We start from the raw sequence: 13,360 nt of genomic DNA, 5'->3' as shown, positions 1-13,360 counted from the left end.
CAGATAACGCTGAGTAAACGCATTACCTTTGTACAGCCGGTGCCAGCGCTCAATTACTTCACGCACAGACCAGCTCGCAGCCTGATCCTGTGCGACATGCAGCACCACATGAAAGTGATTCGACATCACTGCATAGGCTGCAATGTTTATGGCAAAGACTTGGGCTTGCTCCAGCAGTAATGACTCTATCCAGCCTCGGCGATGCTCAAAGCTGCGCCCTTCCTGATCAAAGCCGCATAAAAACGCCCGCCGCACACAGCGTGAGACACAGTGATAATACGGCGTGGCTTCCAGAGAAACGAGTTCTTTGCGCGGTTTAGGCATGGCCGACTCCCAGTGAACAGGATCTGCTTACAGCCTAGCCAGCAGATTTAGACGCTGCCATCAGGCAGCTTTCTTATCATGACTGTCTAATTTGGTCCTTGATTATTCGCACATGATGACCGGCCTGCTGTGCATATCGCCCCCAGTAGTGAGATGAATAACAGGCTTCCATAAAGACCTGAGAAGGCTCATACGTGGTCAAAAACTCTTTAAATTTGGGTCGACTTAGACGCAGGCTTTTGACGACCTGATTCTGCTCCGACAGGATGCATACCTGAAAGACAGACTTTGCCAAGTCAACCGCAACTGTATTACCCTTATTCATGTGGACGCTCCTCATTTGTTGAGTTTTTTGTTGAACTAAAACTTTAGCGCTTTTGACGCTGGAACCAAATGGGAGAGCGTCCATCCCATCAGTCATTGTGATGTTGCTAGGGCAATCGAGACTGAGATTGCGCCGTTAAAAATTAAGAAAGTAATCGAGCTGCCGATATAAATCCTCATAACTGTTCTTTTTATTTCACTAAGCGACTATTACTCCGAGATATTCTACTAAAGACAGTGCTTGTGATTCATTTATTAACACCCCTTGCATTCGATCAGTGCTTGGGTTCAATCCTGAAATGTCTGAGCTACGTAGATCTGAACGGTGCAAACTCAAATTTGTTGATGCACTTGGCTTGAACTGACACTCTACAAAGTCACATCCTTCAAGAGATACATTTTTAAAACTACATGCAGTAAAGTCATTTTTTATTAGCTTGATGTTGTCGATATGTACTTCTTCGAATTCAGCTCCCTTACAGTCACACCCCTGCATCACTAGACTTGTTTTAAAAATGGAACGTGAGAATGACTTTGAGAAGTCTGGTCTATAGAAGTTCGAGTTTTGCAATGAGCAGTTCTTAAATTCAATTCCAAACCCCTCGATTTGACGAAAATTGACAGCCGTCATATCGCTGTCTACAAAACTAACACCTTCAAGGTTAGTTTCGACAAACTCACAGTTGCGGTATTCGTTTCTTTCATAAAATATGCAACTGGTAAAAACTGAACCCTGAAAGTTTGACTCTCTAAAAGTACATCCGATGAAAGCACAGTTTCTGAATTCTATACTCTCGAAATCTCCCCAATCAAAGCTGACACTGGAGAAGTACATCTTCTCTATTACCTGCTTACCTCCCAGTCCGACATCTCTAAAACTATGTATTTCTATGCCATCGAAGGATTCCAAATAGTGAGTCATTTTATTAGTCTTTAACTTTATATAAAAAATTAGTAGCGAAAAAAGAGGCATTCATTGTAAAGGATTGGTCGATTATCGCTACCCAGTATCAATGGCGACTACCACAACATGCACCCAAGCTCCTTGGTATTACGGTCAGCTTTCAGCATAGGCAAATAAGACAGCCAGCTCGACGCCCAATCGGACTTAGAGAGCGCCGTTAGCCTGCAAGGCGACCAGGCTGCGCTGTATGGACGCAGAGCAAGCAAACGGGGCGCGTGAATCGACCGGTATGCAGGCCGCCAGTGGGCAAGTAGTCTGACGGATAAACGCGATCTCGACTGGGAGCGGGATTGTTAGGGGGCGGCCACCCTTTAACTGATTAAGCCCGAGCGCAGCTGGGCGAATCAATCCGCCATTCCCTAGCGCGCTATTCACAGTATGAAAGACAGCGCAAGTAGACTAGAATGCGGTGTTCGCGCGAACGTCATTATTGTTATTTTTTTTTACTTTCATTACTTCAAGGGAAACAATACAGCTCCTTGTAGAGCCGGCCCATCTAAATTTAATATATCCTATTTTCATAAAACTAGAAGCTTCATCTCTGTCACTCCCCCAGCGCTCTCCCCAAAAGCACCCTAAACGATTCTCTGACCCTATGTATTTTTCTTCATCAAGGTAAAACTTAACTCCCGCGGTTGTATATTTGATTTTATAAACCTCGCCCTGATACGTGTAGACCCTACCGTTTTTTACCTCAGACCATATGCTGACATTCCTGCCCAATCCATCGAGCGAGATCAATGTGATCATAGAAAACCAAAACAAAGAAAAATATGAAAAATAAACTAATTTTTTTTCACCCCAAATATTAGCTCTTATCCACGACTTTTTTTGTATAAAAAATACAACCGCAAGCCATACAGAAAACACTAACACCACTCTAAAAGCGGCCAATAAGACCGCTCCGACATCTAAGTTTTCATAAACAAGCATATAATTTCACCTACCACTTTTTCTAACTCATCGCGTTGACTGCAAAAAAGTGCCCTTTCTCCAAGCTCTGCCTCCGCTATGAGGCTCCGACTGTGAGCACTTCTATTATCCGTCAGAGTTCGCTATGCCTGTACTCGTTAATGCTGCCCATAAACTCTAAACAGTACTCCTATGCCGCGTCACAACCTCTTCAATAATCACCTCCGTCGCTACGCCCAATCGGCCTAAGATGGCGCCGTTAGCCTGCGAAGACGACCAGGCTGCACTGCATGGACGCAGAGCAAGCAAACGGGGAGTGGGAATCGATCTGTTTGCGTGCCGCCCGTGGGCAAGCAGACTAACGGATAAACGCCACCTCGGCCGGGAGGGGGATTGTTAAGGGGTGTTACCACCCCATAACTGGTTAAGCCGTCATCTGGCTGGCCAGCTTATTCTTTTTCAGGTGAATCAGAATCTGGCTGATGGCGGCCGGGGTAATGCCGGAGATACGTGATGCCACGCCCAGAGTCGCCGGGCGTACCTGGTTAAGCTTTTGCTTTACTTCATTGGATAAGCCGCCAATGGCCTCATAGTCGAGGTCTTCCGGCAAGGCGGTGTTTTCATAGCGGCGTAGCTGCTCAATTTCTTCCAGCTGACGGGCAATATAGCCGTCGTATTTGGCTTGAATCTCGACCTGCTCCGCCACTTGTGGGTTACCCACAGGTTCACCCTTTAGGCCAGCGACATCGGCATAGCTGAGTTTTGGTCGCTTGAGCAAATCGTGCAGGTTGTATTCGTGGCTAATGGCGGCTTCGCCCAACGCCTCTAGCTGCTTGGCAGCCTCTGTGTTGGGTTGCACCCAGCTGGTTTTCAGGCGCTGGCTTTCCGCTTCGATGGCATCACGCTTGGCGTTAAAGGCGGCCCAGCGCTGATCGTCGACCAAGCCCAGCTCACGGCCGATTTCAGTCAGGCGCAAATCGGCATTGTCTTCACGCAGCACTAAGCGATATTCAGCGCGACTGGTAAACATGCGATAGGGCTCTTTGGTGCCCATGGTGATGAGGTCGTCGACCAGCACACCAATGTAAGATTGGTCGCGGCGCGGCACCCAAATGTCTTTTTCTTGCGCGCGCAGGGCGGCATTCACACCGGCCAGCAGGCCTTGGGCACCGGCTTCTTCATAACCTGTGGTGCCGTTAATTTGGCCGGCAAAATACAGGTTGTGGATAAACTTGGTTTCCAAGGTATGGCGCAGATCACGAGGATCAAAAAAGTCATATTCGATGGCATAGCCAGGGCGCGTGATATGGGCGTTTTCAAAGCCACGCATGCTGTGGATAAGCTGCAATTGCACATCAAATGGCAATGACGTGGATATGCCGTTGGGGTACAGCTCATTGCTGGTTAAGCCCTCGGGCTCAACAAATACCTGATGGCTGTCTTTATCGGCAAAACGCATCACCTTGTCTTCAATCGACGGGCAGTAGCGTGGGCCAACGCCTTCGATCACTCCAGCATACATAGGCGAGCGGTCGAGGTTATTGCGGATCACCTCGTGGGTTTGCTCATTGGTATGGGTGATGTAGCAGCTCACCTGCTCCGGGTGCTCATCCACCGAGCCCATAAAGGACATCACTGGCAGCGGTGTATCACCTGGCTGCTCTTGCATAACCGAAAAATCGACACTGCGACGGTCAATGCGCGCAGGCGTACCGGTTTTTAACCGGCCAACGTTAAACGGCATCGCCCGTAAACGCTCAGCCAAGGCAATCGACGGCGGATCGCCGGCACGGCCGCCTTTGTGGTTTTCCATACCGATGTGGATAACGCCACCCAAGAAGGTGCCTGTGGTTAACACCACGCTGGTAGCAAAGATGCGCATGCCAGTGTTGGTCACGACGCCTTGCACGGTACTGCCGACTCCGTCGCCGGCAACGATCAAATCGTCACAGGCGGCCTGAAAAATATCGAGGTTGGGCTGGTTTTCCACAATCTGGCGAATGGCGGCGCGGTACAAAGCGCGGTCGGCTTGTGCCCGTGTAGCGCGGACCGCTGGGCCTTTACGGCTGTTCAGGGTACGAAACTGAATGCCGGCTTTATCCGTGGCACGCGCCATGGCGCCGCCCAGAGCATCGATTTCTTTCACCAGGTGGCTTTTACCAATGCCACCGATGGCCGGATTACAGGACATCACCCCGACGGTATCCGTGTTGTGAGTCAGTAACAGGGTTTTACTGCCAGCACGCGCCGCTGCCAGCGCAGCTTCGGTACCTGCGTGTCCACCGCCGACCACAATCACATCATAACGAACCGGATAATCCACCATTCACCTCAAAAATATTACCGTGGCCTTACCGCAAGGCCGCAAAAGGGCGCGCATTATAACAGCGAAGAAGGCTTTCTGGCAGTATTTTGTGCGTTTTTTGACCAGTAAAGTTATGCACGTTATCCACAATTGGCTTATCCCTGTGATCAGAGTTATTCGACCCACCCACAAGTTTGGGCAAAAAGCCCAAGTTTCAGCACCTTAGGCTGTTGATAAAGCTTTGGATGAATGGGGAAAAGTAAAAAGTTCATACACTTATACGCAGTGTGGATATAAAAAAACCCAGGCTATGCCCGGGTTTTTTGCACACTTTTCACAGCTTTACTCACAGGTTATGCGGCATCGCTAGCCTCATCCGTACCGTCATCGGTGCCAGCGTCTGTACCGTCATCGGTGCCAGCGTCTGTACCGTCATCGGTGCCGTCGTCCGTTCCATCATCGGTACCACCGTCCGTTCCATCATCGGTACCACCGTCCGTTCCATCATCGGTACCACCGTCCGTGCCGTCATTGGTGCCGCCGTCCGTACCGTCATTGGTGCCGCCGTCCGTACCATCATCGGTGCCGTCGTCCGTTGCCGGCGCAGCAAACGTCATAAACAGCAAGCGCCCTTGCTCGCGCAGGTAAAATTCCAACTCGCCATCCGCATTCATGCCGGCATAACCGCTCAACGGGTTGTCGCTGTCCACATCCGCACCGATGCAATTGTCGCGACGACTGAGCTGCGCCTGGTAAAGGTTGTAGCTGGTATTGAGTGTGGATAACGTGCCGCGGAAGTTGCAGCCACTGTTGTCATCGGCCACACCTAGGCCGGTAAATGTGGCACTGGTCGGTGAAGTGCGGCTAATAAACAACTCATAGCCCGTCGCCGTCCACTTACCCACAGGGGTAATGCGACTGATGGCGCTGTTGTTGTCCCAAGTGCCGTCATCGGTGAGTTGTACCCGCCCGCTGGTGGCAGCGTTCACGGTAAACGCGCCGACCAAGCTATCGTCAACGGCGGCCACCGAGGCCAACTGCAGATCAAAGCCGTAGTCTTGATTGCTGCCATCGGCCACCAACTGCTTGGCATCGCTATCAGAGCCACTGTTGAGCGCAAAGGCCTCCAGCGTCATGGTGGCGGTTTGGCTTTGCTCGGTGAAACTGACGGTGCCGTAATAGCCACGCGCCGCGTCCACAGCATAGGCGTTGCCGTTGTAAACCAGCATCCTTAGGCCACTCACGCCGTCAAACTCGCCGTTCCAAAAGCCGTTGAGCTGTTGCGTGGTCACCGTCACGCTGTCGCCTTGATCGTTGGTGACGTCGTCATCGTCGTCGTCGGGCGCAGCCAGACAACCGACTAACAACAGCGCAGAGGCAGAGAAAGCAGCAAATCGAATCAACACCATGACATCCTCATTGTGGATAAACTTATAAATAGCATACCGGCTCCGCCTCTCTAAGGAAGGGATGCCAAGATGACACATAACCCAAACGACGAGCGGCCTGTGAATAGCTCCGTCGTCATTATGGCTCTCATCCCAGTTTGGCATCCGTCACAGCGGAGCAGGGCTGAATTGTTCAGAGGCCCTTTAATGGTATCGGCCAATCTTGTGTAGGCTGCAGATGTCATCGAATTATGCGTAAAAGGCAAAGCGTTATGTGATACTGATAAAACCACTAAAAAGTAATAGTTCTCATTTGTAAGCATTGCGCTCTGTGCTAGATTGCCGCCCGCCTGCCGGCCAGCCATCCGCGTCGGCTTTGCTTACATGGAGAATCTGCATGAACCGTTTTCCTCCTCAGGCGTTGGCGGCTGCCATTGCCTGCGCCAGCCTCAATATCTATGTCGATAACACCTATGCCGATACCACCCAGCTGGACAAGGTCACCGTCGTCGGTGAAAAGTCGCAACGCTCGTTGCGTAATACCAGCACGTCGGTGTCGGTGATTGGTGCAGAAGAGCTGCAAACCCTGGAGCACCTGAGTGTTTCTGCTGCCATTAGCGAAACCCCCAACTTGGTGATGCTATCTGGCTCGCAGCCTAATATTCGCGGCGTTTCCGGCAATGGTTCAGCGACAGGCTTTAATTCCTTTAGCGGCGGTTCAAAAGCCCGCGTATCGCGCCTGGTTGATGGTGTAGCAGAGCCTTTTGTGGCAGATCTAACCGGTGACACAGGCCTGTGGGACGTTGAACAGATCGAGGTGTATCGTGGCCCACAGTCGACCACTCACGGCCAGAACAGCCTAGCGGGCAGCATCTATGTGAAAACCTTTGACCCGCAGTTCGATTGGCAAGCCAAAGCTCGCGTGGGTGCGCGCAATCAAGATCAATTGATCGACACCTCTGCCATGATCAATGCACCCTTGGTCGATGACCAGCTGGCCCTGCGCATCGCTGCACAGCGTTTAGACGGTGACACTTTTAATGAGGGTCTGGAGCACGACAGTAACCCAGCGCCGTTTGATCTAAACGAACTGCAGTCACAACGCATTCGTAGCAAGCTGTTATGGCAGCCCAACGGCGACGTTTCTGCCTTGTTAAGCTACGTCACCGCTGAAGAAAAAGGCGACAGCGGGCGCGAGTTTTTTGATGGCAAAGATCCGTGGGATTTCATACCTGTGACCCAGCGCTATATGGACACGGAGTCAGACGTTGCCAGCCTAACCGTTAAATACCAATTCAATGCAGCCGTTCGGGCTGAAATGTTGCTCAGCAATACCGATTTTCACTGGGCTTTTGACAGCTATGAAGCAGACCCAGCGCAGCAAAGCCAAGTGCAAATGCAAGAGGACGATCAAAGCCTCGATGCGCGCCTCCATATTGAGCCAGTGAGCAGTGCCGCCAGTGGCTTTATTGGCCTGAACCATCACCAGCGTGAGCAAGACTTCAACAGCCAAGGGGCATCGATTTATGCCGGCGACGACAGCAGCAGCGCCACCGCCCTGTATGGCGAGTTGCATTATCAATTACAGCCCAGCTTGCGGCTGATTTTGGGTCACCGAATTCAGCAAGAGAGTCAACAACGCGACTTCACCATGCAAAGCCGAGGTGAGGCGATTGACGCGACCCTCGACCGCGATAAAACCATTCAGCTGCCCAAGTTAGAACTGCACTACGACCTGAGCCAACACCACACCGTCGCTGTGAGCGCGCGACGTGGCTATAACCAGGGTGGTGGGGCGCTGGATTTCAACAGCGGTGACTATTATTACTATGACTCAGAGTCAGTAAACGCTTACGAACTCAGTAGCCGCGTATCTTTCAGCGAGGGCCGAATCAGTGTTCGCAGCAACCTGTTCTTCAATGACTATCAAGACTACCAAGCCAGCAATAGCGAGCGTCGCATCAGTAATATTGATGCGGCGCAAAGCTACGGCTTAGAGACAGAACTGCAGGCCAACCTCAGTGCCGATCTGCAGCTACGCGGTGCATTGGGCTTGTTGAAAACTCGCATCGAAGACAGCAGTGACGGCTTTGCCGATGTGGATGGCAATGATTTGAACTCCGCTCCTGAAGTCACCGCCAGTGCCGGCGGTCGTTATTGGTTAACCAGTGCTGTGGATATCGATGTGTCGGCCAATTATGTGGCGGAATACTATGGTGATTATCAAAATAGCCGTGCTAGCCAAGCCGGTGATTATTGGCTCGCCCATCTTCGTATCAATTACGAAACCGCGCATTGGTTATTCAGTGGGTTTGTGAATAACCTCAACGATGAGCAAGCGAAGACCGTCAGCTCAGGTCCTTCCCGCTATTCAGCCAACGGTTATGCGGCGGTTGTCGCGCCTCGTACCATCGGCTTATCTGCGACTTACACTTTTTAAATGACATAGTTGCCAGCTTTTGAGGTTTCCTGGAAAGCTGGCATCTTATTCTGTGGGTAAGTTTGTTGGTAGAATTTTAACAAATTGTCATATCCAGCCGTTGCATTCTGTTCTGGAGCGTGCATAACTAACAGCTGTTAGTTCTTTTTGTCCGCAGGGAGAGTGCTGGATGTCTGAAATGCGTGATCAACTCAAAACCATTGCCACCGAGCAGATTCGTAAGAAAACCTTGGCAGCAGCCAGCTTTCGTGAGTTAGGCAAGGCCGCTGGTATTAAATCCAGCTCAGTGCATTACCACTTTAAAAGTCGCGATGCTTTGTTGCTAGAGCTGGTGAAAGACTATCACCGTGACTTCTTTGCCGAGCTTAAACAGCGCTGTGATGAGGTCAGCAGCCCACGACAGCGTTTGCGAACTCTGGCCGATATGTTTTGCGACAGCCATGCCAACAACATGCAGTGCTTGTGTCAGGCTTATGCGGCGGGTGTCGATGGATTGAATGACGATCACCGCCAAGTGGTACAAGCATTTTTTGCCGAACTGCAGCAATGGGTAAGCGATACCCTCGCCAATGCGCGCTTACTGGCCTTGCCGCGCGATGAGTTGGCCAAAGTCATTGTCAGTGCACTGGAAGGCTCACTGTTGTTGGATCGCGGCGAAGACGAGCAGCAACGCCTACAAGCCACCAAAGCCTGGCTGACAACCCTCAGTAGCCTGTAATGGTGTTTCAGCCGCTGCGCATGCAGCGCCAACAGCGCGCCGTGGTGCGACCGGGCGACCAGCTTTGGCAAAATGCGCCGCAAGCTCCCATCGAACGCTGGCCATTGGAGCGCGAAGCACCCGAGCACGGGCAGGTGACAAGCATGGTGCGCTATCTGCCTGGAGCGCAGTTTCCACCGCACCCACACCCACTGGGCGAAGAAATTCTGGTGCTGGAAGGCACCTTCAGCGACGACAGTGGTGATTTTCCCCAGGGCAGCTATTTACGTAACCCTCCTGGCAGTTCACATGCTCCATTTTCTGCAGGCGGCTGCTTGATTTTCGTCAAACTCAATCAGTTTGATCCGAACGATAGTGAACTTGTTAGAAGCCATATCGATGAGCGCCACGGCAGTCATTGCCTACATGCTTATGGTGCCGAGCAAACCTGGTATTTAGCCTTGGCTGCGGGAGAGCGCCTGCCTGCCACAGCCAAACGTGCTGAAATGGTTGTGCTGTCTGGCACGTTGCAAGACGCTGATGGCCTTTACCCACCTCACAGCTGGCTGCGCTTGCCCGCTGCCGATGTCACCAGGCTTCGTTGCCAAAGCCAGTGCCGCTTATGGGTGAGGTTCAGCGCCTAGGGCGAAGATCCTGATTTTTCCTGCAAACGGCGCCTTTTCATTCGCTCTGAAAATGTACCAACGCCTGACGCAAGACACTGGCGGGTGGCTTATAGACAGTTACACACCGCTGGTATCAATAAAACTGTCATAAGCTCACCTGTTGAGACATGAGTACCAGAGCTAAAGTGTCGGATACCTTTTCACTTTCATCAGCAGCACAGGTGCAGTTATGACAACCGCTCAGGACATCAGCGCCAGTATTGATATTCCCGGCCGTAAAATGGACTTTGAGTTTGAGCTAGATGACATTCCTCGCCATTGGTTTGCCGGTGATGCGTTTCGCTCAACTTACATGAATGCTTTATCTTGCCTATTTCCAGAAGGTGAGCGCATGTTTATGGATGCCGTGCGCGACCATCAACACAAAATTACCGATGAGCGCTTACTCAAGCAAATTAAAGGGTTTATTAAGCAAGAGGCGATTCATGGTCACGAGCATGCTCAGTACAATGATTATTTAAAAAAATGGGGTTATCCCATCGATAAAATAAATCGCATCGAAAAGAAAGAAAAAATCTGGATGAAAAAATGGGTGCCAAAATCGCATAGATTGGCCATCACCTGCGCGTTGGAACACTTTACTGCCATCATGGCACACCAGGTGTTAACCGACCCTCAAGCCACAGAAGGCATGCATCCACAGTTTAAACAAATGTGGCGTTGGCATGCGATTGAAGAAACGGAACACAAAGCCGTGGCGTTTGATGTTTACCAGCAAGCCGTAGGACGATATTGGTTAAGAATATTAACCATGATTAATATTACCTTTCTTTTCTGCTTGCGAACGACCATCTACCAACTGATTTTTTTATGGAAAGACGGCGAATTATTTAAACCTAGAACTTGGATGAGTGGTTTTAAGTTTTATTTTTTAAAGCCAGGATTGGTCAGAAAAATATGGCGTGATTACTTAGATTATTTTCGTCGTGATTTTCATCCATGGGATCATGACAACCGTGAACTGCTGGGCCAATGGCTAGCAGAGCAGCAGCAGTTTAAATCTGTTTAAACAACTACCCGCATCTGATAAATGCGGGTAAATTTTTCCTGCCCAAGCTAACGTTCCAAAGCATTCGTCTTGGTCATTCGCGCTCGTCAGGTAAGACACCTTAAACAACCGTGATTCTGTCACGCCTTCACTATAATGATGGTTTGATGCAGTGAGGGCAGTGTATGCAGCAATGGCTGATGATGAGCACCTTAACGATATGTTTAGCGCTAACGTCCGCCAGTTACGGCGATACCATTCGTGTGGCTGTCGGCATGGCCTTAGCACCCTATGTGATCGCCGAGGAGGACACTGGCTTCGAGCTAGAAATCGTACGTGAAGCTTTGGCCAGCCAAGGACATACGCTGGTGCCGGTTTATGTATCCTTCCGCCGTGTTCCCGAACTGCTTAAGCAACAGCAAGTGCAAGCCGCCATTACCGTCACCAGAGCTACGGTGGGCGATGAGGCGTATTTATCCGCGCCCTATATTCGCTATCACAACGTTGCTATAGCTCTGGCTAAACATCAGCTTGCCTTGAGCAGCCAGCAAGATCTGGCCAAGCATCGCATTTTGGCCTTTCAGAACGCGCATCGCTATCTGGGTCCAGATTATTACCGCAGCATCCAGCAATCACCGGATTACCAAGAAATTGCCCGTCAGGCCGCGCAAGTCACCATGTTGTTCGGTGAACGCGTGGACGTGATTGTGCTCGATATCAATATCTTTAACTATTATCGCCAACAGCAGAACTATGTTGGCGCAGAGCAACCTGTGGATATATTTCCACTGTTTGAACCTGTGAACTACCAAATGGCGTTCAGCCGCCGCCAGTGGCGCGATGATTTCGATCGAGGTATTGCCGAGCTCAAGCGCACAGGGCGTTATCAACAGCTAATAGAGAGCTATTTGGGAAAAGCCTCACTTGCCGATGCAGAAACTACCGAAAATCTCGCCCAGTAGATCATCGGCATTGAATTCACCGGTAATCTCATTCAGCGCATGCTGCGCCATGCGCAAGTCTTCGGCCAAGAGTTCACCAGCAGCCATGCCTTGTAACTGCGCGCGGCCAGCTTCTAGCGCCTTGCCTGCGCGCTGCAGCGCTTCAATATGACGTCGACGCGCCAGAAAACCGCCTTCTGAGGCGGCATCAAAGCCCATCACGGCTTTTAAATGTTCACGTAAGTTATCCACACCTTGATTGAGTTTGGCGGACAACGCCAAGGTCGGTACGGTTTCGCCCGCGCATGTGCCCACGGCGAGCCCAGCTAGGTCGGCTTTGTTGCGCACCACCGTCAGTCGGCCAGAGTGCCAAAGGGTCTCAGCCAGCTCATTCGCCTGTTGCTGGCCGTCATACAGAGCGTGCAGCAACGCCAGAGGGTCGGTTTCGTCACTGCTGCTGTCGATCATCAGCAGTACGCGATCCGCCTGCTCGATCTCGGCCCAGGCGCGTTCAATGCCAATGCGCTCGACTTCATCTGGGGCATCGCGCAAGCCTGCGGTGTCGATGATGTGCAGAGGCATACCATCAATGTGGATATGTTCTTTTAAGACGTCGCGCGTGGTGCCGGCAATGTCCGTGACGATGGCGCGTTCCTGGCCCGCTAAGGCGTTTAACAAGGACGATTTGCCCGCATTAGGGCGGCCAGCAATCACCACATTCATGCCTTCGCGCAGCAATGACCCTTGATTGGCCTCGCGCATTACGGCATTTAAAGCCTGTTCGACCTCGCTGAGCATGGCTTCGACCTTACCATCAGAGAGAAAATCGATTTCTTCTTCCGGAAAGTCGATGGCTGCCTCCACATACATACGCAAGTGAATCAGTTGGTCAAGCAAGCTGTGGATACGTTGTGAAAATTCACCTTGCAGTGAGCGCAAAGCACAGCGCGCCGCTTGCTCTGACGCCGAGTCGATCAAGTCGGCAATGGCCTCCGCCTGTGCTAAATCGAGCTTGTCGTTGAGGAATGCGCGCTCAGAAAACTCACCCGGGCGTGCCAAACGACAGCCCAGCGCCACCACTTGCTGCAGCAGCAAATCCAACACCACTGGGCCACCGTGGCCTTGCAGCTCGAGCACATCTTCGCCAGTAAAGGAGTTGGGGCCAGGGAAAAACAGCGCAATGCCTTCATCGAGCACATCCCCCGCCAAGTTACGAAACGGACCATAGTGGGCATAGCGGGGCTTGGGCTGGTGGCCTAACACGGCTTGGGCCACTGCCATGGCCTTGCTGCCAGAAATACGAATAATCCCCACGCCGCCACGCCCAGGCGCCGTAGCAATCGCTGCAATGGAATCTTGATGGAGGACTTCAGTCATGGGGAGCAGGCCGT

At 51.4% G+C, this 13,360-nt stretch carries 11 protein-coding genes; 5 read left to right on the top strand and 6 right to left on the bottom strand.

The window, feature by feature from the left end; genetic code table 11:
* The 5 genes from IE090_RS11920 to IE090_RS11900 form a co-directional block, all read right to left on the bottom strand.
* On the bottom strand, positions 1-324 hold a 324-nt coding region (locus IE090_RS11920; RefSeq protein WP_308428503.1), incomplete at its 3' end, for a transposase.
* Positions 325-847: 523 nt separating this feature from the next.
* On the bottom strand, positions 848-1,570 hold the full coding sequence (locus tag IE090_RS11915) for a pentapeptide repeat-containing protein (protein WP_189388608.1): 723 nt from the start codon (positions 1,568-1,570) through the stop codon (positions 848-850).
* Positions 1,571-2,011: 441 nt separating this feature from the next.
* Complete coding sequence (locus IE090_RS11910) at positions 2,012-2,545, bottom strand: hypothetical protein (RefSeq protein WP_189388607.1); 534 nt, start codon at positions 2,543-2,545, stop codon at positions 2,012-2,014.
* 403 nt (positions 2,546-2,948) lie between these two features.
* Positions 2,949-4,847, bottom strand: coding sequence for a tRNA uridine-5-carboxymethylaminomethyl(34) synthesis enzyme MnmG (gene mnmG, locus IE090_RS11905; RefSeq protein ID WP_189388618.1), 1,899 nt, complete (start codon positions 4,845-4,847; stop codon positions 2,949-2,951).
* A gap of 335 nt (positions 4,848-5,182) precedes the next feature.
* Positions 5,183-6,238 (bottom strand): hypothetical protein, encoded by a 1,056-nt coding sequence (locus IE090_RS11900; RefSeq protein WP_189388606.1) that lies wholly within the window; start codon positions 6,236-6,238, stop codon positions 5,183-5,185.
* Positions 6,239-6,614: 376 nt separating this feature from the next.
* On the opposite strand from IE090_RS11900, the gene IE090_RS11895 reads away from it, so the two are divergent.
* From IE090_RS11895 to IE090_RS11875, 5 genes are all read left to right on the top strand, one after another.
* Positions 6,615-8,657, top strand: a complete 2,043-nt coding sequence (locus tag IE090_RS11895; protein ID WP_189388605.1) for a TonB-dependent receptor — start codon at positions 6,615-6,617, stop codon at positions 8,655-8,657.
* Positions 8,658-8,826: 169 nt separating this feature from the next.
* Positions 8,827-9,375, top strand: a complete 549-nt coding sequence (locus IE090_RS11890; protein ID WP_189388604.1) for a TetR/AcrR family transcriptional regulator — start codon at positions 8,827-8,829, stop codon at positions 9,373-9,375.
* Entirely contained in the window at positions 9,375-9,998 is a 624-nt protein-coding gene (locus IE090_RS11885; RefSeq protein ID WP_229815742.1) for a cupin domain-containing protein, read from the top strand. The genes IE090_RS11890 and IE090_RS11885 overlap by 1 nt, the downstream gene beginning before the upstream one ends.
* 211 nt (positions 9,999-10,209) lie before the next feature.
* A complete protein-coding gene (locus IE090_RS11880) occupies positions 10,210-11,049 on the top strand; it encodes a metal-dependent hydrolase (protein WP_189388603.1) in 840 nt (279 codons plus the stop codon).
* Between the two features lie 164 nt (positions 11,050-11,213).
* A complete protein-coding gene (locus tag IE090_RS11875) occupies positions 11,214-11,990 on the top strand; it encodes a substrate-binding periplasmic protein (RefSeq protein ID WP_189388602.1) in 777 nt (258 codons plus the stop codon).
* Here IE090_RS11875 and mnmE read toward each other — a convergent pair.
* Positions 11,949-13,346, bottom strand: a complete 1,398-nt coding sequence (gene mnmE, locus IE090_RS11870; RefSeq protein WP_189388601.1) for a tRNA uridine-5-carboxymethylaminomethyl(34) synthesis GTPase MnmE — start codon at positions 13,344-13,346, stop codon at positions 11,949-11,951. The two genes, IE090_RS11875 and mnmE, sit on opposite strands and share 42 nt — an antisense overlap.
* Between the last annotated feature and the right edge of the window lie 14 nt (positions 13,347-13,360).

It is taken from the genome of Bacterioplanes sanyensis, from assembly GCF_014652515.1.
Classification (GTDB): Bacteria; Pseudomonadota; Gammaproteobacteria; order Pseudomonadales; family Oceanobacteraceae; genus Bacterioplanes; species Bacterioplanes sanyensis.
This window is presented reverse-complemented; position numbering and strand designations above follow the sequence as displayed.